Source organism: Caulobacter sp. BE254, assembly GCF_031457295.1.
In the GTDB taxonomy this organism is placed as follows: Bacteria; Pseudomonadota; Alphaproteobacteria; order Caulobacterales; family Caulobacteraceae; genus Caulobacter.
Map to the genome: position 1 here is coordinate 41,584 of NZ_JAVDWJ010000007.1, position 18,322 is coordinate 59,905.

At 69.6% G+C, this 18,322-nt stretch carries 21 protein-coding genes; 9 read left to right on the top strand and 12 right to left on the bottom strand.

What is annotated here, in order from left to right; genetic code table 11:
* Positions 1-2: 2 nt before the first annotated feature.
* From xseA to J2X41_RS13945, 4 genes are all read left to right on the top strand, one after another.
* Entirely contained in the window at positions 3-1,592 is a 1,590-nt protein-coding gene (gene xseA, locus J2X41_RS13930; RefSeq protein ID WP_310082567.1) for an exodeoxyribonuclease VII large subunit, read from the top strand.
* A 56-nt stretch (positions 1,593-1,648) separates the two neighbouring features.
* On the top strand, positions 1,649-1,870 hold the full coding sequence (locus J2X41_RS13935) for a DUF2093 domain-containing protein (RefSeq protein WP_028039552.1): 222 nt from the start codon (positions 1,649-1,651) through the stop codon (positions 1,868-1,870).
* Between the two features lie 107 nt (positions 1,871-1,977).
* The gene (locus tag J2X41_RS13940) at positions 1,978-2,718 is read left to right on the top strand and encodes a M23 family metallopeptidase (protein WP_404979937.1); all 741 of its coding nucleotides are present in this window, start codon (positions 1,978-1,980) and stop codon (positions 2,716-2,718) included.
* A 101-nt stretch (positions 2,719-2,819) separates the two neighbouring features.
* Positions 2,820-3,323 (top strand): response regulator, encoded by a 504-nt coding sequence (locus J2X41_RS13945; RefSeq protein WP_310082569.1) that lies wholly within the window; start codon positions 2,820-2,822, stop codon positions 3,321-3,323.
* Here J2X41_RS13945 and J2X41_RS13950 read toward each other — a convergent pair.
* Positions 3,320-4,246: a lysophospholipid acyltransferase family protein gene (locus tag J2X41_RS13950; RefSeq protein WP_310082571.1), complete on the bottom strand. Its 927-nt coding sequence runs from the start codon at positions 4,244-4,246 to the stop codon at positions 3,320-3,322. The genes J2X41_RS13945 and J2X41_RS13950 overlap by 4 nt on opposite strands.
* Positions 4,247-4,385: 139 nt before the next feature.
* Between J2X41_RS13950 and J2X41_RS13955 the strand changes: the two genes are divergently transcribed.
* Positions 4,386-4,772 carry a helix-turn-helix transcriptional regulator gene (locus J2X41_RS13955; protein ID WP_310082572.1) on the top strand — a complete coding sequence of 129 codons (387 nt, stop codon included), beginning with the start codon at positions 4,386-4,388 and terminating at the stop codon, positions 4,770-4,772.
* Positions 4,773-4,818: 46 nt separating this feature from the next.
* Complete coding sequence (hisN, locus tag J2X41_RS13960; protein ID WP_310082574.1) at positions 4,819-5,655, top strand: histidinol-phosphatase; 837 nt, start codon at positions 4,819-4,821, stop codon at positions 5,653-5,655.
* Here the strand turns inward: hisN and J2X41_RS13965 are convergent, their stop codons facing one another.
* From J2X41_RS13965 to J2X41_RS13995, 7 genes are all read right to left on the bottom strand, one after another.
* Positions 5,656-5,955, bottom strand: a complete 300-nt coding sequence (locus J2X41_RS13965) for a hypothetical protein (protein WP_310082575.1) — start codon at positions 5,953-5,955, stop codon at positions 5,656-5,658.
* 11 nt (positions 5,956-5,966) lie between these two features.
* Positions 5,967-6,308: a type II toxin-antitoxin system RelE/ParE family toxin gene (locus J2X41_RS13970; RefSeq protein ID WP_310082576.1), complete on the bottom strand. Its 342-nt coding sequence runs from the start codon at positions 6,306-6,308 to the stop codon at positions 5,967-5,969.
* A gap of 89 nt (positions 6,309-6,397) precedes the next feature.
* On the bottom strand, positions 6,398-7,348 hold the full coding sequence (locus J2X41_RS13975) for an alpha/beta hydrolase (RefSeq protein WP_310082577.1): 951 nt from the start codon (positions 7,346-7,348) through the stop codon (positions 6,398-6,400).
* A 3-nt stretch (positions 7,349-7,351) separates the two neighbouring features.
* A complete protein-coding gene (locus J2X41_RS13980; protein WP_310082578.1) occupies positions 7,352-7,660 on the bottom strand; it encodes an SCP2 sterol-binding domain-containing protein in 309 nt (102 codons plus the stop codon).
* A 90-nt stretch (positions 7,661-7,750) separates the two neighbouring features.
* Positions 7,751-8,392 carry a hypothetical protein gene (locus tag J2X41_RS13985; protein ID WP_310082579.1) on the bottom strand — a complete coding sequence of 214 codons (642 nt, stop codon included), beginning with the start codon at positions 8,390-8,392 and terminating at the stop codon, positions 7,751-7,753.
* A 38-nt stretch (positions 8,393-8,430) separates the two neighbouring features.
* Positions 8,431-9,321, bottom strand: coding sequence for a methyltransferase (locus J2X41_RS13990; RefSeq protein WP_310082581.1), 891 nt, complete (start codon positions 9,319-9,321; stop codon positions 8,431-8,433).
* Between the two features lie 77 nt (positions 9,322-9,398).
* Positions 9,399-10,241, bottom strand: a complete 843-nt coding sequence (locus J2X41_RS13995; RefSeq protein ID WP_310082582.1) for a methyltransferase — start codon at positions 10,239-10,241, stop codon at positions 9,399-9,401.
* A 241-nt stretch (positions 10,242-10,482) separates the two neighbouring features.
* Between J2X41_RS13995 and J2X41_RS14000 the strand changes: the two genes are divergently transcribed.
* Positions 10,483-10,950: an Hsp20 family protein gene (locus tag J2X41_RS14000; RefSeq protein ID WP_310082583.1), complete on the top strand. Its 468-nt coding sequence runs from the start codon at positions 10,483-10,485 to the stop codon at positions 10,948-10,950.
* A 94-nt stretch (positions 10,951-11,044) separates the two neighbouring features.
* Here the strand turns inward: J2X41_RS14000 and J2X41_RS14005 are convergent, their stop codons facing one another.
* The 3 genes from J2X41_RS14005 to gpmA form a co-directional block, all read right to left on the bottom strand.
* Positions 11,045-12,307, bottom strand: a complete 1,263-nt coding sequence (locus tag J2X41_RS14005) for a pentapeptide repeat-containing protein (protein ID WP_310082584.1) — start codon at positions 12,305-12,307, stop codon at positions 11,045-11,047.
* A 135-nt stretch (positions 12,308-12,442) separates the two neighbouring features.
* On the bottom strand, positions 12,443-13,702 hold the full coding sequence (locus J2X41_RS14010) for a pentapeptide repeat-containing protein (protein ID WP_310082586.1): 1,260 nt from the start codon (positions 13,700-13,702) through the stop codon (positions 12,443-12,445).
* Between the two features lie 123 nt (positions 13,703-13,825).
* Positions 13,826-14,539: a 2,3-diphosphoglycerate-dependent phosphoglycerate mutase gene (gene gpmA / locus J2X41_RS14015; RefSeq protein ID WP_310082588.1), complete on the bottom strand. Its 714-nt coding sequence runs from the start codon at positions 14,537-14,539 to the stop codon at positions 13,826-13,828.
* A 121-nt stretch (positions 14,540-14,660) separates the two neighbouring features.
* Here gpmA and J2X41_RS14020 point away from each other — a divergent pair, with 121 nt between their 5' ends.
* Positions 14,661-14,903 (top strand): hypothetical protein, encoded by a 243-nt coding sequence (locus tag J2X41_RS14020; protein ID WP_310082589.1) that lies wholly within the window; start codon positions 14,661-14,663, stop codon positions 14,901-14,903.
* Positions 14,900-15,856 carry a KpsF/GutQ family sugar-phosphate isomerase gene (locus tag J2X41_RS14025; protein ID WP_310082590.1) on the top strand — a complete coding sequence of 319 codons (957 nt, stop codon included), beginning with the start codon at positions 14,900-14,902 and terminating at the stop codon, positions 15,854-15,856. The genes J2X41_RS14020 and J2X41_RS14025 overlap by 4 nt, the downstream gene beginning before the upstream one ends.
* Before the next feature lie 596 nt (positions 15,857-16,452).
* Here J2X41_RS14025 and J2X41_RS14030 read toward each other — a convergent pair.
* The gene (locus tag J2X41_RS14030) at positions 16,453-18,249 is read right to left on the bottom strand and encodes a chloride channel protein (protein WP_310082591.1); all 1,797 of its coding nucleotides are present in this window, start codon (positions 18,247-18,249) and stop codon (positions 16,453-16,455) included.
* Positions 18,250-18,322 lie beyond the last annotated feature (73 nt).

The window sequence follows — 18,322 nt, forward strand, 5'->3', positions numbered from 1 at the left end:
CCATGACCGACACCGTCGCCCCTGATTCCAACGCCCAGGCCTATTCCGTCTCGGAACTGGCCTTCGCCCTGAAGCGCACGCTGGAAGACCGGTACAGCTTCGTGCGACTGCGCGGCGAGCTTTCCAAGGTCACCCACCATTCCAACGGCCACGTCTACCTGACCGTCAAGGACGACAAGGCCGCCATCGACGGCGTGATCTGGAAGGGCAATGTCCGCCAGTTGCAGATCCGGCCCGAGCACGGGCTGGAGGTCATCGTCACCGGCAAGATCACCACCTATCCGGCCGGCTCGCGCTACCAGATCGTCATCGAGACCATGGAGGCGGCCGGGGTCGGCGCCCTGCTGGCCCAGTTGGAGCGCCTGAAGGCGAAACTCCAGGCCGAGGGCCTGTTCGCTCCCGACCGCAAGCGCCCCCTGCCCGCCATGCCCGCCGTGATCGGGGTGATCACCAGCCCGACCGGGGCGGTGATCCGCGACATCCTGCACCGCATCCGCGACCGCTGGCCCTGCCAGGTGCTGGTCTGGCCCTGCGTGGTCCAGGGCGATGCCGCCGCCGGCCAGGTCAGCGCCGCGATCCGCGGCTTCAACGCCATCGCGCCCGGCGGTTCCGTGCCACGCCCCGACATCCTGATCGTCGCCCGGGGCGGCGGCTCGGTCGAGGACCTGTGGGCCTTCAACGACGAGGGCCTGGCGCGCACCGTGGTCGAAGGGACGATCCCGCTGATCTCGGCCGTCGGCCACGAGACCGACACCACCCTGATCGACTTCGTCTCCGACCGCCGCGCCCCGACCCCGACCGCCGCCGCCGAGATGGCCACCCCCGTCCTGGCCGAGTTGCGGGCCCTGGTCAGCGACTACGACCGTCGCCTGAACACTTGCGGCGGCCGGGCGATCGAGGAGCGCCGCACCCGCCTGGTCGGCGCCGCCCGCGGCCTGCCCCGTCCCGCCGACCTGCTGGCCCTGGCCCAGCAGCGCCTGGACCTGGCCGTGCGCGGCCTGCCGCGTCTGGACGACCTGACCGCCCCGGCCGAGCGCCGCTTCAAGGAGGTCGCCGCCCGCCTGGACGCGGCCCTGCAGCGCAACACCGACATCCACGCCCGCGACCTCTTGAAGGTCACCGCCCGCCTGTCGCCCGACACTCTGCATCGCCAACGCGCCGACTGCGGCCGGCGGGTGCAGGACCTGGGCCGGCGGCTGGACCTGGCCGCCCGGCGCGTTCCGGAACGCGTCGCCCAGCACGCCCGCCTCCCGGCCTTGCAGGAGCGGATGAACAACTGCGCCACGCGGCGACTGGAGCGCGAGACCGACCGCCTGGTCGCCCTGGACAAGCTGCGGATCTCGCTCAATCCCGAACGGCCCCTGGAGCTTGGCTTCGCCCTGGTCCGCAAGGCCGACGGCACGATCGCCCGCTCGGCGGCCGAACTGACCAGCGGCGAACGCGTGAACCTGAAGTTCAAGCAAGGCGACCGCGACGCGGTGATCGACGGCGAGGGCTCGCCCCCGACCCCGCCGCCGCCGCCCGTCGCCGCGCCCCGCCCGTCTCCCAGGCCCAAGCCGCCTCCCTCCCCGGACCAGGGCAGCCTGTTTTGACCCCGCGCGCCTCCGCCCACCTGTTCCCCGGCCCTCAACTGGCGTAAAAGACCTGCATGAACGCGTTCGACCCCCATCTCGGCAAATCCGGCGGCCCGGCCACCCTGCACTATGGCGACGGCGAGTTCGCCGTCATGAGCCCGGGGCAATACGTGCTGTGCGCGGTCACCGGCGCGAAGGTCGCGCTGGAAGCCCTGCGCTACTGGAGCCCCGAGTTGCAGGAGGCCTATGCCGGCCCGGCCGAGGCCCTCAAGCGCTGGCGGGAGAGCCGCGGCTGAACCGCCGCCGCGCGCTCGTCGGCCTGGCCACGGGCCTGACCGGCGCGCTTTCCCTGGGATCCGTCGCCCGCGCCGCCGCGCCGGGCCTGTCCCTGTCGGGCCGCTTCGTGCAGGGCGGTTTCGCGGTCGGCCGCACCGCGCCTCGCGCCACCGTGCTGCTGAACGGCGCCCCCGTCGCCCAGGCCTCGGCGGCCGGGTGGTTCGTGATCGGCTTCGATCGCGACGCCCCGCCGGCGGCCTTGATCACGGTCGCGACCCCGGAGGGCTCGGCCAGCCAACAGCTGACGATCGCGGCCGGGGATTTCGACATCCAGCGGATCGACGGCCTGGCCGACGACCAGGTGTCGCCCAGCGACCCGGCCCTGCTGGCCCGCATCGCCGCCGAAAGCGCCCGCAAAAGCGTCGGTTTCGCCAGTCGCATCGACGGCGACTTTTTCCGCACCGGCTTCATCCTGCCGGTCCAGGCCGTGCGGCGCTCGTCCCGGTTCGGCGGCCAACGGATCCTGAACGGCCAGGCCAAGCGCCCGCACTACGGCGTCGATTTGGCCGCGCCGGTCGGCGCGCCGGTGGTCGCCCCGGCGGCCGGGATGGTCAGCTTCGCCGAGACTGGCCTGCACTTCGAGGGCGGCCTGATCCTGATCGACCATGGCCAGGGCCTGGTCACCGCCTATCTGCACCTGTCGCGCATCGCCGTCGTCGCCGGCCAGTCGGTGACCCAGGGCCAGGTGATCGGCGCCGTCGGCAAGGAAGGCCGCGCCACCGGTCCGCACCTGTGCTGGCGGATGCGCTGGCGCGACCAGAACCTGGACCCGTCCCTGATGGTCGGCTTCACGCCGCCTCGCGCATAGGGCGAGCCCTATCGGTCAATTCCCCTCGCAGGGGATCGACAGCCCGTTGACGGTGAAGTATCCCCCACCATCCCCTTTTTCGCGATGGAGGCCCGCCCCGCATGTCCGCGACGCTCGAGCAGCTGCGGTTCCTGCTGGTGGACGACAACCATCACATGCGGGCGATCGTCTCGACGATCCTGAAAAGCGTGGGCGTGCGGCACGTGCTGGAGGCCATGGACGGGGCCGAGGCCCTGCAGGTGGTGCGCGACCGCCAGATCGACATCGCCATCGTCGACTTCAAGATGTCGCCCCTGGACGGGGTGCAGTTCACCCAGCTGGTCCGCCAGTCGCCCGACAGCCCCGACCCGTTCCTGCCGATCATCATGCTGACGGGTTTCGCCGAGCGGCACCGGGTGTTCGAGGCCCGCGACGCCGGCGTGACCGAGATCGTCGTCAAGCCGGTCACCGCCCGCTCGCTGCTGGACCGGATCAACACGGTGATCTTCAAGCCCCGGCCGTTCATCCGCGTCGAGGACTATTTCGGACCCTGCCGCCGTCGCCGCGACGACCCGGCCTATGACGGCCCCCGCCGCCGGGGGACCGAGCGGGCGCTGGAACTCTAGCGTCCAGAAGCCGCCAGCGCGGCATAGACCTCGTTCGGCCAGCGCCGATGGACCCAGAACCATTCCTCGGGCCGCTCGCGGATGCGCTCTTCCATGAAGGCGTTGACCAGCCTGACGCCGGACTCGATGTCGGCCGTGCGGTCGCCGGTGTTGGGCAGGCGGATCGGATCGTGGACCACGGCCCGGAAGCGCGCGCCCTTGATGCGCTGCACCGACATCGGCTGCAGGACCGTTCCGAAGCGGATCGCCAGGCGCGAAGGCCCCGGGGCCGTACGCACGGGATGGCCGAAGAACAGGCCCTCGACGCCGGTGTTGAACTTCTGGTCGTTCATCAGCGCCACCGACTTGCCCTGCTTCATGCCCTCCAGCAGCTCTCGAGCCCCGTCCCCGCCCTTGGGAGCAAACAGCCGCACGCCGTAGCGGAAGCGGCTGGCCTTGATCCGTTCGTCGACATACGGATTGTTGGCCGCCCGGTAGGTCATCTCGCAGACCACCCCGGAATCGACGATGGCCGCCGGCATCACCTCCCAGTTCGACAGGTGTCCCGAAACGAAGACCACCGGGACCTTGTCGGCTGCGATCTGGAACAGGCGCTCCTGGTTGACCACCTCGACCCGCCCGGTGGACGGCAGGATCCTGTCCATCAGCGGGAACTCGGCGAAGGTGCGGCCCAGGCCGTCCCACTGCGCCTTGAGCATGGCCGCCCGCCAGGCCTCGTCCTTGTCGGGAAAGGCCAGCTTCAGATTGCGCACCGCCACCTTGTGGGCGCCGCTCAAGGGCCCGACCGTGCGGCCCAGCCAGCCGCCGAACGCCGAGGCGGCGTCCACGCCGAGCAGGCGCACCACGCCTATGAACAGGTCAAAACCCAGCGCTTCCGCGCGCCAAAGGAGGTCCTGGGCCCAAGGCCGACGCTTATCCGACATGAGCCCTTCGTAGCCTGCTTCGCGGGCGAGTGGGACTCGCCGCGTGCGTCGATCCGCGCGGTTCGCCCGGCACGCGACTTGCGAACTTCGACCCACGCCGTTCCGTTTCGGGACGGGAACATGAAATCGGGGCGTCATCATGGGCAACGACATCGACGTGTATCTGGGCAAGCGCTTGCGCCGCCGCCGCCGCCTGCTGGGCCTGACCCAACAACAGTTGGCCGGCGTCGTCGGGGTGCGCTTCCAGCAGATCCAGAAGTACGAATGCGGCGCCAACCGCATCTCGGCCGCGCGGCTGTGGCAGCTTTCCGAGGCGCTGGAGGTGCCGGTCGGCTATTTCTACGACGGCCTGTCGGACCGGATGGAGAAGGAAACCAACCTGGAGGCCGAAGGCGGCGGCGAGATGTTCGCTCGCAAGGAGACGCTGGACCTGGTGCGCGCCTACTACCTGCTGGGCGAGCGCCCGCGTCGTCGCCTGCTGGACCTGGCCAAGTCGCTGAACGGCGGCGAGATGCTCGAAGCCTAGGTTCGAACGGTGGCGTCGAGTCGAAGGGCGGGCTAAGTCCTCGTCCATGACCCTCGCCGCCGCCCCTCTCGCCCAGCTCGACGCCTTCGTCATCGACCTGAACCGCGCCTCGGCCGCGGCGATCCTGCCGCTGTTCCGGACCGACCATGGGCTGGAAGACAAGGGCGCGGGCAAGAACCTGCCGCGCGACAGCCACGCGGCGTTCGATCCGGTGACGCAAGCCGACCGCGGCGCCGAGGCGGCGATCCGCCAGCTGATCGCCGAGCGCTATCCCGAGCACGGGGTGATCGGCGAGGAGTACGGCGAGGACCGCCCCGACGCCGAGTTCGTCTGGGTGCTGGATCCGATCGACGGCACCCGCGCCTTCATCTCGGGCCTGCCGCTGTGGACCACCCTGATCGGCCTGCGCCACCAGGGGCGTCCGGTGCTGGGCTCGATCGGCCAGCCCTATACCGGCGAGATCTTCATCGGCTCGGCCGCCGGCTCGCGCCTGTTGTCGCGAGGCTCGGAGCAGGTGATCCGGGTGCGCGAATGCCCCAGCCTGACCGACGCGATCATCGCCACCACCGACCCGGACGCCTGTTTCGACGGGGCCGAGCGCGGCGCCTGGCTGCAGGTGCGCGCCGCCGCCAAGCTGGCCCGCCTGGGCTGCGACGCCTACGCCTACGCCATGGTGGCCATGGGCAAGATGGACATGGTCATCGAGGCCGGCCTGAAGTCGTGGGACATCGAGGCCGCCATTCCGCTGATCGAAGGCGCCGGCGGCATCGTCACCGACTGGCGCGGCCAGCCGATCGGCCAGGACGGGGGCCAGATGGCGATCGCCGGCGACCGTCGCTGCCTGGACGAGGCGCTGGTGGCGCTGCGGCGGTCGGCGAAGTAACTAGACCAGTTCGACCCGCAGCTTTCGGCCCACCACCTTGGCGGCGCGCGTCAACGTATCCAGCGTCACGTTGAACTCCTCAGGATCCAGAACGCGGGCCAGTTGGGCGCGGCTGGTTTCCATCAGATCGGCCATCGCCGCCTTGGTCAGCTTGCGATCGCGCATGGCTTCTTGAAGCTGCAGAGCGATGATCCGCTTGATGGCACGCGCGGTCACCTCTTCGCGGACGCCTTCCTCGTCGAGGAAGTCATCAAGCGTTTCGAACTCCGCAACGCGGCTCTTATGAATCTTGTCTGTCATGGCGTCTCCCGTCAGGGACTGGTCTCTCGCTTGCGGCGCAAGGCGATATCGATATCGCGCTTGGGCGTCTTTTGAGCCTTCTTGATGAAGCCATGAACGACGACCAGCGCGCCCGCATCGCTGTCTTGATAGAAGATCATCCGGGCTTCGGCGCGCTTCACCGGCAAGGTGCTGCGAACCTCCCAGAGACCGTTTCCAAGCGCCCGACAAAGCGGCAAGCCCATCGGAAAGCCAATCTGGACCGTCTTCAGGTCCTCACCGAGAACGGTGCGATCTTCCTTCGCGAAGCTACGAAGCCAATCCTTGACGACCTTATTTCCAGTAGCGGTTTCATAGAATAGGACGGTGAACATGGCGGGGCTTTCCTGACCGTATGAGCATCAGCGAACCTCCGTGTTCTAGCGTCACGACACGATTGTACCTTATATGGTACTTCGTCAAGTTAAATCCCGACCGCGTCCACCGTCTCGTCGAACGCCTTCCAGAACACCGCCCGGCGGTCGTCCGTCTCGATCAGGATCTCGTGGAAGGCGTCGGGGATCTCGACATAGCGGCCTTGCGGGAGGCGGCCGGCGATCGACTTCTCGTCGGCGATCAGCACGCGGCTGTCCTGCCCCGCCGCGACAATGGTCACCGGGATCGGCACGGCCTCCACTCCCCTGGTCCGGCGCAGGAAGGCGCAGGCCGAGAAGGCGAAGTCGATCCAGCCCCAGGTGATGCCGCCCAGGGCGATGTCGGGATTGGCATGGATCTGGGCTCGGTGGCGGGCATAGCGGGCCGCGTCGTGGGTCAAGGCGTCGTCGGGAAAGCTCTGAACGAACGGGTCGCCGGCGTCGCCCAGCACGTAGTCGCCCTTGTAGCGTGAACGGCTCATCAGCCAGGCCAGGGCGCGGGCGCCGCCGGCGGGCCGAGCGCCGGTGTTGAGACCTAGCATCGGCGCCGACAGCACGGCGGCGGCGAAGCGGCGCTCGCCCGTGGCCAGGACCAGCATCGTCAGGCATCCGCCCATCGAGTGGCCCAAGGCGATCCAGGGCTTGGGCAGCCGCGTCTCGAACGCCGCCAGCAGCGCCTGGTAGTCGCCCAGGAAGTCCTTGAAACCGGCCGCGTGGCCCTTCAGCCGGTCCGGCAAGGCGCGGTGGGACAGCCCCTGCCCGCGCCAGTCGTGGACCAGCACCACGAAGCCGCGGTCCAGCAGGTCCTGCACGACCTCGAAATACTTCTCGATCGGCTCGCTGCGGCCGGGACTGACCACGACCGAGCCGCGAGGCTGACCGTCCGGCGAAAACAAGGCGGCGCGGAGGGTCGCCCCATCCGCGCCGCTGAACCATTCGGCCTGTCCATGATCGGGAACGGGCGCCTCGGGGATCGAGACCAGCGGCGCCACGCTCCCCATGGATCAGCGCATCTTCGCGAAGAGGGCCGCCATCTTCGACTGCAGGGCCATGGCCGTGCCCATGTCCGACAGCTTCAGCTTGCCGGTCATCACCGCCATGGTCGGGTCCAGCGCGCCGGCGCCGATGGCCAGCAGGTCGTCCATCGACAGGGTCATGGTCAAGTCGGCGGGCTTGTCCTCGTTGCTCACCGAACCGCCATCGATGTGGATGACGCCGGCGTCCTTCAGGTCGAACTTGAGGCTCTTGCCCAGTCCGCTGTCCTCGCCGACGGCGGCTTTCATGCGATCGGTGATTTCCTGCAACGTAGCCATAAGCGCGTCTCCCTCTGTGGCGCGTGGATTCTGGGCGGCAGACTGGCCGTTGGATCGCCGCGAGTAAACACTGTTCAGACGCGCCGGCGGCTATTTCTTCTTGTCGTAATAATCCACCGCCGTCGGGGTTTTGGCCAAGCGGACTCGGGCCGCGCCCTTGAACTGGCCTGGCTCGAAGACGACCGTCCCGGCCTCCGACGGCAGCGGCCGAGAGCTTCCGTTAGGGAAGATCGCGACACCGGATTCAGCTTTCTGGAAGGCCAGCCCCTCCATCTGCGGGGCCAGCATGGCCATGGCGCCGGCGGCCTTGCGGATCGTGCTGTTGGATTCCTCGACCGTCGCCACCAGCTCGCGGGCGTCGTAGTCGGCCGAGGGCTTGAGCACGGGGTCCAGCAACATCACCGTGCCGAACTTCACATCCGCCGGGACGTCGAGGTGCAGTTGGGCCTTGGCCTGCAATTGGGCCAGGGTCGGCAGACGCTCGAAACGGCCCCTGTCGTCGATTGGCAATGGGGTGCGCGCGCCGCTCGCCTCGACCAGGGCGGCCTTGACGCCCGCGGCCGGCTTGCCGTCGCGCCTCAGGGCATAGCCCACCTTGATCCGAGCCCGTTCCGTCGGCGGCAGCTTCAGCATCGCCTCTAGGAACGGAAAGACCTTGGTCGCGGGCACGATCTTGCCGGCGTCGGCCCAGGCGTTGGAGATGGGGCCCAGGGGCGCAAGAGCCAGGGCCATGAGGCCCACGAGGGCGGCGCGGCGTTTCAGGGAGGTCCTCATTTCGGTTTGACGAATTTCAGGGTCATGCGGTCGCTTTCGCCGATGGCGTCGTACTTGGCGTGATCGAATCCGGGCTCGGCCGGCTCGCCGCGGGGAGCGGACAGGCGGGTCGGCGGCAGGGTCCAGACGCCGAACGGATGGTCCTTGGTGTCCTTCGGGTTGGCGTTGATCTCGCTCTCCCCGGCCAGGACGAAGCCGGCCTCGCGGGCCATTTCGATCACATAGGCCTGCTGCACATAGCCGTCGGCGGCCAGAACGTCCTGCACGCGCCCCGGCTCGCCGCGGTGCTCCTCGACGCCCAGGACGCCGCCCGGCTTGAGCGCGGTCAGGGCGTCGCGGAACGCCTTCTCGGCCAGGCCCGCCGCCATCCAGTTGTGCAGGTTGCGCAGGAACAGCACCAGGTCGGCCGATCCCGCCGGCGCGACCGGACCGCTGGTCGGCCCGAAGGCCGTGACCACGACCTCGCCATAGAGCTTCTTCCTGGCGGCCAGCTTGCGCTGGTATTCCTCGACCGCGGCCTTGGCGGCGGGGTCGTCCGGCAGGTCGGTCTGCAGCGAGGCGGCGTAGAGCTTGCCGCCGGTCGCCGCCAGGTACGGGGCCAGGACGTCGGTGTACCAGCCGGCGCCGGGCCAGAACTCGACCACGGTCTGTCCGGGCTTGAGCCCCCAGAATTCCAGGCTCTCGACCGGATGGCGCCAGACGTCGCGGGCCTTGTCGGCGGGCGAGCGCCAATCGCCCTGCGCGGCGGCCGCCAGGGTCATGGGCTTGACCTTGGCGGAGGGCTTGTCGGCGTCCGGCTCGGCCGTCTTGCGGCCGCATCCCGCCAGGCTCAGCGCGGCCGCTCCCGCCAGCAGCCGTCGCCGTGACCATCGAAGTCCTGAAGCCATGCCTGCCCCACCATTCACTCGCAATTGCCGATCATGAACACCCGACCTTGGCGAAACGGCGCCGGGCGGCCAAGTTTTCAGCCCGGCTTGCGGAAGCGCAGCGTCATGCGGTCGCTCTCGCCGATGGCGTCGTACTTGGCGCGGTCGAACGCCGGATCAGCCGGCTGGCCGTCCGGCGCGCTCTGCCGGGTCGGCGGCAGGGTCCAGACGCCGAACGGATGGTCCTTGGTGTCCTTGGGATTGGCGTTGATCTCCGACGTCGCGTCCAATTTGAAGCCGGCCTTCTCCGCCAGGGCCACCACCGTGGCCGTCGCCAGATAGCCGTCCGCGCCCTTGTCGGTCTCGGACTTGGGATCGGCGCGATGGTCCTCGACCGCCAAGAGGCCGCCAGGCTTCAGCACCGCGAAGAAGTCGGCGAAGATCTTGTCGGCGACGCCCGGCTGGCCGGTCCAGTTGTGGACGTTGCGCGCCGTCAGGACCAGGTCGGCCGAACCCGGGCCGCCCAGGGCCTCGGCCACCGGGCCGAAGTTGACGAACCGGATCTTGCCGTACAGGGCCGGATCGGCGAAGCGGGCCTCGAACGCCGCCCGCCCCTTCCGGGCGCCTTCCGAGATCTTCGGATTGGCCAGGTCGGCGACGCCGGCGACATAGGTCCCGCCGGTGGCCTTGGCGTAGGGGGCCAGGATCTCGGTCCAGTAGCCGCCGCCCGGCGACACCTCGATCACCGTCTGCCTGGGCTTCAGCCCCCAGAACACCAGGCTTTCGTAAGGGTGACGCGCCTGGTCGCGGGCGGTGTTGGCGGCGGTGCGATGGGGCGAACTGATGGCGGTCTTCAGGACGGGATCGTCAGCCAGCGCGGGGGTCGCGCCCAGGCAAAGCGCGGCGGCGGCCAGCAACAGGAGGTGGCGGCGGTGGGTCATCGTCGGAACTCTCGAGGGTTTGGCCGGGGTGGGGCAGCGCCGACCTTAGCGGTGGCCGAACATCGATCAAGCGATTCACCACCAGGCCGTTCATTCAACCCCTTGAAGTCGAAAAACGGCTCACCACCTTGGTCTCGAAGGCGCTGGAACCCCGGGCCTTCCAGACCGTCGGCGACGCCAATCCGGGTCGCCAAAGGTTTGAACAGACTGAACAACCTTGCTTGATGAGAAGGATGTGACCATGCGTACGATCGACCTGTCCCCCCTGTATCGCTCCGTCGTCGGTTTCGACCGGCTGGCCGCCCTGCTGGACGCCGCCGCCTCGAACGAAGCCGCCTCGGGCTACCCCCCCTACAATATCGAGCGCACCGCCGAGAACGCGTACCGCATCGAGATCGCCGTCGCCGGCTTCAAGTCGGAAGAACTCGGCATCGAGGTGAAGGAAAACCTTCTCACCGTCACCGGCCGCAAGCCGGCCAATGACGAGGCCAAGCGCTACCTGCATCGCGGCCTGGCCGAGCGCAACTTCGAGCGGCGCTTCCAGCTGGCCGACTATGTGGTCGTGACCGACGCCGCCCTCTCCGATGGCCTGCTGTCGATCTCGCTGAAGCGCGAACTGCCCGAGGCGCTGAAGCCCCGCACGATCGAGATCAAGTCGGCGGCCCCGCTGATCGAAGGCGACAAGATCGAAGGCGAGAAGGCAGCCTAACACCACCTTCGCGCGTTATCGTATTCCCCCTCTAGACTTTCAGGGCGGCGCATCAGCGCCGCCCTTTTTTCTGCCTGGACGCGGACCCACCCGCCTAGGCCGGCGCCAGGTCCAGGCCCTGCACCTGGCTCAGGTCGCAATCGCGCAGGCTGGTCTTGGCCAGGCGGGCGCCGGTGAGGTCCGCCCCGCCCAGGTCGGCGCCGTCGAGCACCGCCTCGCTGAGGTCGGCGCCCTGCATCAGCCCATAGCGCAGACGGGCGGCTTTCAGGTCGACCAGCGTCCTGCGTTCCGGTCCCAGCGGCAGGGGCGAGAGGATCGCCTGGCGCAGGTCGGCCTTGGTCAGGTTCGCCCCCGCCAGCTTGGCGCCGCGCAGGTCGGCGCCCCGTAGGTTGGCCGTGCGCAGATCGGCGTTGCGCAGGTCCGCGCCCTGCAGCTGGGTTCCCGACAGGTCGATCCCGACCATGCACGCCCCAGCCGCGCTCATCGCCGTCAGCCGCAGGCCCTTGAGCCGGTCGCCGAGCGGGCGCAGGTCCTCGCCGTCCAGATGAGCGGGCTGGCCCTCCTTGCCGCCGGTCCGGCACCAGGCCTGGTTGGCCAGGCAGCGCTGGTGGATCTCCTCTACGCGGGACAGGGCGCGTTCGGTCGACGCCGTCAGGCAGCCCTGCATGGCCGCGCCGCTGAGGCGGGCGGTGGAGGTGTCGACCCCGGCCATGACCGCGCCGGTCAGGTTGGCTCCTTCGAGATTGGCGCCCCTGACGTCCGCCCCGTCCAGGATGGCGCCGCTGAGATTGGCTTCCTTGAGGTTGGCGCCCGACAGCTTGGCGCCGCGCAGCGAACAGTCGCTGAAGTCGGCCTTGAACCCCGATACCCCCGCGAACTGCGAGCCGTCCAGGGTCGCGCCCGAGAAGTTGACCTCGTCGACCTCGCCGTTGCGGGTCTCGTGGCGAACGGTCTCAAACCCCTTGCGAGGGTGCGGGATGGCCACCTGGCCTTCGCGGAAGTCAGCCTGGGTCAGGTCGGCCTGCGACAGGTTGGCGCCCCGCAGGCAGGCGCCCCGCAGGTCGGCGCGGACCAGCACGGCCTGGCGCAGGTCGGCCTGGCGCAGGTCGGCGCCGAACAGATTGGCCCGCTCCAGCCGAGTGCGGACCATACGGCAACCGTCGAGGATGGAGGCGGAGAAGTCGGCGTCGGCCAGGTTGCGGAACGACAGGTCCAGGCCCGACAGGTTCATGAACCGCAGCGAGGCCCGCTTTCCGCCCTGCTTGCCGGTGACGAACTTTTCGTGGGCCGACACGATCATGTCCAGTTCGGCCTGGCTCAGGCGTCGCCGTCCCGCGATGCTCCGCGCCGCGCTCATGTCCTATGCTTCTCCCCCGAGAACCCCTTGATCGACTTAGGAAATACCCGAGACCGACGAGCGAAGCGTTAAGGCCGCGCGGTTTTGCCGCAACTTTCGCGAACCGGCGCGGAAATTGCCAATGGTGCTGGATTGCTAGATCACGTCGTCCAGGCCGCGAGCGCCCATGCGGATCGCGCCGGTGACGTCGATGTCCTTGAGCAGGGCGTTGGTGAAGTTGGCGCGCGACAGGTCGGCGCCGCTCAGACAAGCCTGGCGCAGGTCGGCCCGGGCGAAGTCGGCGTTGGTCAGCAAGGCGCCGGTCAGGTCGCTGGGCAGCAGGCGGTCGCGGCCGATCAGCAGCGGACCCAGCTGGGCCTCGCGCAGGTCGGACCCAGCCAGCTTGGCGCCCTTCAGCCGCGCGCCCCGCAGGTCGGCCCGGCGCAGGTTGCACGAGCGCAGGTCGGCGCCTTCCAGCTGCGCCCCCTGCATCTGGACGCTTTCCATGTCCAGGCCGTAGAACACCGCGCCCTTGGCCGACAGGGCCGTCAGGTTGAAGCCGCGCACGGACTTCAGGTTGCGCAGGTCGGCCCTGTCGAACACCGAGGGCGCGCCCTCCGCGCCGCCGGTCTCGCACCAGCGGGCGTGGTCGGCGATCATCTGCTCGTAGGGCATGTCGGACACGTCCTTGCCCGACGCCTTGTCGGTCAGGGCGCCGTCCATGTTGGTGTCGTTGATGTTCCAGGACATGGTCTTGGCGCCGACCAGCACGGCATTGCGCAGGTCGGCCCCGACCAGATTGGCGCCCGAGAGGTCGGCCCCCGCCAGGTTGGCGCCGTTGAAATTGGCCTGCTTGAGATTGGCCCGCACCAGCTTGGCGTCCTTGAGGATGGCGTCGCTGAAGTCGGCCTTGGTGGCGATGATGCCCGACAGGCGCGAGCGTTCCAGGTTGGCGCCGGCCAGGATCGCGCCGCTTGCCTGGGCCTCGCGCTGGACGGGTTCGATGATGCGGTAGCCTTCCTTGCGGTCAGCGGCGGCGATCTGGCCTTCGCGGAGGTCGGCCTCGAACAGGTCGGCGCCGGTCAGGTTGGCGCCGCGCAGGCTGGAGCCGCGAAGGTCGGCGCGCCGCATCGAGGCGTCGGTCAGGTCCGAGCCCTGCAGATCCGCGCCGTACAGGGTGGCGTTGTCCAGCTTGGCCTTGCGCAGGTCGCAGCCGACCATCAGGGCGCCGGTGAAATCGGCGTCGCACAGATTACGCCCGGTGACCGACAGCCCCGACAGGTCGCAGAAGGCGAAGACGGCGCGCGCCCCGCCCATCCGGGCCGACCATAGACGGTCGTGCCGGGCGCAGATCATGTCGACGTCGTGTTGCGTCAGGCGCTTGTGCTCTTGGCCTGCCGCGGGAGGGGCGCTCATGGCTGCTCTTGTCGGCTCCCCGAGGGGCTAGGCGTTTACAATGCGCGCCGCCGCATTAACGCTGCGTTTCCAGGCAGTTCGGGACACCGGAGCCGGGTTTGGCCGGGTGTCCCGAACGCCGGATCAGCGGGCCGCCGGCAGCGGCTGGGCCCGGCTTTCGTCGAGGTAGCGCGCGCCGGTCGGCTTCAGGCCGCCGTCCAGGTCGATGACCAGCGGATTGCCGGTCGGGATCTCGACATGGACGATGTCGGCGTCAGGCACGTCGAACAGGTGCTTGACGATGGCGCGCAGCGAGTTGCCGTGCGCCGCCACCAGGATCGTCTCGCCAGCCGCCAGCTTGGGGGCGATGGCCGCCTCCCAATAGGGCAACACGCGCACCAGGGTGGTCTTCAGGCTTTCGGTGCTGGGCAGGTCCTGGCCGGCGTAGCGGCGGTCCTTGCTGAAGTCGTACTCGCCGCCCGGCGCCAGTTCCGGCGGCGGGATATCGTAGGACCGGCGCCAGATGGTGACCTGCTCCTCGCCGTGCTTCTCGGCGGTCTCGGCCTTGTTCAGCCCGGTCAGGCCGCCGTAGTGGCGCTCGTTCAGCCGCCAGTCCTTGGTCACCGGCACGAAGCTCTGGCTGGCCGCGTCCAGCGCCAGGTTGCAGGTGCGGATGGCCCGGGTCTGGACCGAGGTGAAGGCCTCGTCGATATCGATGCCGGCCGCCTTGATCAGCTCGCCGCCCTTGCGGGCCTGGGCCTCGCCCTCGGCGGTCAGGTCGACGTCCACCCAGCCGGTGAAGCGGTTTTCGAGATTCCATTGGCTCTGGCCGTGGCGCAGCAGGACGAGAACGGGCATCGGACCTCCAGGATGTGACGGTGGCGGGCTAAGCCCCGGCCGGCTCCGCGTCAAGCGCCCGGCCGCTTCCCCGCCCTTCTCTCGCCCTTCTCTCCTCTGGACGACATGCTATAGGCAGGCCATGCCCGATCGCATCTTCATGCCCTTCATGGCGCTCCTAGGCCTGGCCCTTGTCGCGTTGTCGCTCGTCTGGCCCCAGGGCTACGGCGACCGCTCGCCGGACCCGTTCGGCTCGGTCCCGATCCAGCAGACGCCGGAAATGAAGGCCAAGATCCAGCGCGAGAAGGACGCGGCGGCCCAGCGCGACCTGCAGGCTCGCCAGCAGATGAGCGACGCCCGCGCCACTGCGGCGGACGTTCCATGAACCCCTTCGACGCGGTCGCCGTCGGCCAGCGGGTCCTGAACGCCGAGGCCGAGGCCCTGGCGCTGCTGTCGGCGTCGCTGGACGAATCGTTCGTCCGCGCCGTCGAGACCCTGTTCGACGCCAAGGGCCGGGTGGTCTGCACCGGGGTCGGCAAGTCCGGCCACGTGGCCCGCAAGATCGCCGCCACCCTGGCCTCGACCGGGTCGCCGGCCATGTTCGTGCACGCCGCCGAGGCCAGCCACGGGGACCTGGGCATGATCGGCCAGGGCGACGTGGTGCTGGCCCTGTCGAAGTCGGGCGAGGCCCGCGAGCTGTCCGACACCCTGGCCTACGCCAAGCGGTTCTCGATCCCGATCATCGCCGTCACCGCCGTGGCCGACAGCCAGCTGGGGCGGGCCGGCGACGTGCTGCTGCGGCTGCCTGACGCGCCGGAGGCGACGTCCGAGGTCAGCGCCCCGACCACCTCGACGACCTTGCAGATGGCCCTGGGCGACGCCCTGGCCGTGGCCCTGCTGGAGCGGCGCGGCTTCACCGCCAGCGACTTCCGCGTCTTCCACCCGGGCGGCAAGCTGGGCGCCATGCTGCGCACGGTCGGCGACCTGATGCATGGCCAGGGCGAGCTGCCCCTGACCCGCGAGGACGCCTCGATGTCCGAGGCGCTGCTGGTGATGAGCGAAAAGCGCTTCGGCGCGGTCGGGGTGGTCGCTCCAGACGGATCGCTGAGCGGCCTGATCACCGACGGCGACCTGCGCCGCCACATGGACGGGCTGATGGGCCATGTGGCCGGCGAGGTCATGACCCGCGCGCCCCTGACCATCACGCCCGGCGCCCTGGCCGCCGAGGCGCTGAAGCTGATGAACGAGCGGCGCATCACCGTGCTGTTCGTCGTCGACCAGGACCGTCCGGTCGGCATCCTGCACGTCCACGACCTGTTACGGGCCGGGGTGATCTGAGGCCGGGGACATGCCCTTGAGCGTGTCCCCAAAGGGCGCACGGACAGGCTTGGGGACACGCACAAGTGCATGTCCCCGTCGGAGGAAGCCGACAGGCTTGGGGAGGCGGCGGAGCGTCCGGGCCATGCCCGGTGTAGAGTTTTTGGAGAGTACCGTTTCGACACGTCACGGGCGCTCCGCGCGGCCTTCTTCCAGAAGCCTTCGGGTCGCGGATTTTTAACCCGCTCCGATGGAGGCCCCCGGCGGGCGGAGGGGCGACGTACCCCGTCCGGACCGCGCGGGCGATTTCAGCCCGCGCCTGGTGCGTTTCGCCGTTCGGCCCCGAGGGGGTGTTCCCATCGTCCGGTCCGGACCGCCCGAGGCCCCATCCGAGGCCTCCACGCTCCGCCGACCGACCCGAGGGGCCCTTCGACGCCGGCCGGCGGACGCTTCCCGCTCGACCGCCCCCGTCGCACGTCGAGGTCGCCGGCCGGACGTCCTCCCCCACGACGGGGCGAGGACCAGTATGCGGGCGGTTTCGAGCGCGATGCGTCGATTTCGCGAACGCTCTTCGATACCAGGCGCAAGGCCTTGATTTCGCTGACTTGAATGCCCGTCTATCCCCGCCGCCCCGCGGGGAAATAGGCCTGCCGTTCGTCCTCGGCGCGCGATGTTCCGGCATGGATCCGCAGCAGGTCCTTGCGCGCCAGCAGGCCGACCAGCCGGCCGGTGGCGGGGTCGGTGACCGGGATGCGCCCCTGCCCTGTCGTCAGCATCAGCGCCACGACCCGCGCGACCACGTCGTCCGGATGGGCGACCGGCAGGGCCGCATCCGACACCCGCTCGGCCACGGTCTGGGTCTCCAGTCCACCCTCGACCCGCCAGGCCAGGGCGTCGGCGCGTGACACCATGCCGACCAGTCGGCCCGACGCCTCGACGACCGGATAGACCCGGTGACGGCCCTGCTGCAGCACCGCCACCGCCTCGGGGATCGGCAGGTCGGCCGGCAGGGTGTCGACCGCCTGGACCATCACCTCGGACACCCGGACCAGCTCGTAGGGATCCACGCCGTATTCGCGGGTGATGTGGCGGCCGCGGCGGGCGATCTTCTCGGTCAGGATCGAGCGCTTGAGCAGCAGCACGGTGACCGCGTAGGCGGCAACGCAAGCCGCCAGCAGCGGGGTCAGCATCCGCCAGTCGCCGGTCAGCTCGATGGCGAAGATCACGCTGGTCAGGGGTGATCGCATGGTCCCGCCCAGCATGGCCGCCATGCCCAGCAGGGCCCAGAACCCGGGATCGCCCGGCAGCACCTGGCCGACCAGCCAGCCCATCGCCCCGCCCAGGATCAGCAGCGGCGCCAGCACCCCGCCCGAGGTGCCCGACGACAGCGCCACCAACCAGATCAGCGCCTTGACCACCAGCAGGGTCACCACGGCCTGGACCAGCAGATGGCCGGTCAGCAGGTCGCGGATCACGTCGTAGCCGACGCCCAGGGCGCGCGGCTCGACCAGGCCGCCTAGGCCAACGCCCAGCCCGCCCAGGGCCGGCCACCACATCCAGTGGACGGGCAGGCGCTCGAACGCGTCCTCCAGTCCGTAGAGCAGCTTGGTCAGCAGGCCAGACTGCAGGCCGGCCAGCCCGCCCAGGCCGGCGCACAGCAGCAGGCCCCACCAGGGTAGGTTCGGGTCGGCCGAGAACGGGAACAGCGGGCCGGTGTCGAACAGCCACGGCCGCCAGCCGGCGGCGGTGATCGCCGCGACGGCCACCGGGATGAAGCTGCGCGGCCGCCATTCGAACAGCAGCAACTCCACGGCCAGCAGCACCGCGGCCACCGGCGTGCCGAAGATCGCGGTCATGCCCGCCGCCGCGCCGGCCACCAGCAGGGTCTTGCGTTCGGCGGCGCTGAGATGGAAGAACTGGGCGAACAGCGAGCCGATCGCGCCGCCGGTCATGATGATCGGCCCTTCGGCGCCGAACGGGCCGCCCGTCCCGATCGAGATCGCCGAGGAGATGGGCTTGAGCACGGCCACCTTGGGCGACATCCGGCTGCCGCCGATCAGGATCGCCTCGATGGCCTCCGGAATGCCGTGGCCGCGGATCTTCTCCGACCCGAACCGCGCCATCAGCCCGATGACCAGCCCGCCCAGGACCGGGGCGGCCACCATCCAGGCCGAGGGCGACAGGGTTTCCAGCGAGCGGCTGACGACGTCGAAGCGGCCGAACCAGACCAGGTTGGTGGTCAGGGTGATCAGGCGGATCAGCAGCCAGGCCGCCCCTGCCCCGCCGCTGCCGACGACCAGGGCCATGGCCGCCAGCATCAGCAGGCGGCGGTCGGCGGTGAAGTCGCCCAGCGGCCTTCGCCCGGCCGGCGCGCCAGTCCTGGAGGCGCCCGCCTCGGCGGTGTTCGTGGTCATGCCTGTCTCTCCACGCGGCTCTTGTGGAAGCGCCAATATGTCGTATTACGATACTTTCCAAGAGGGGCGAGCG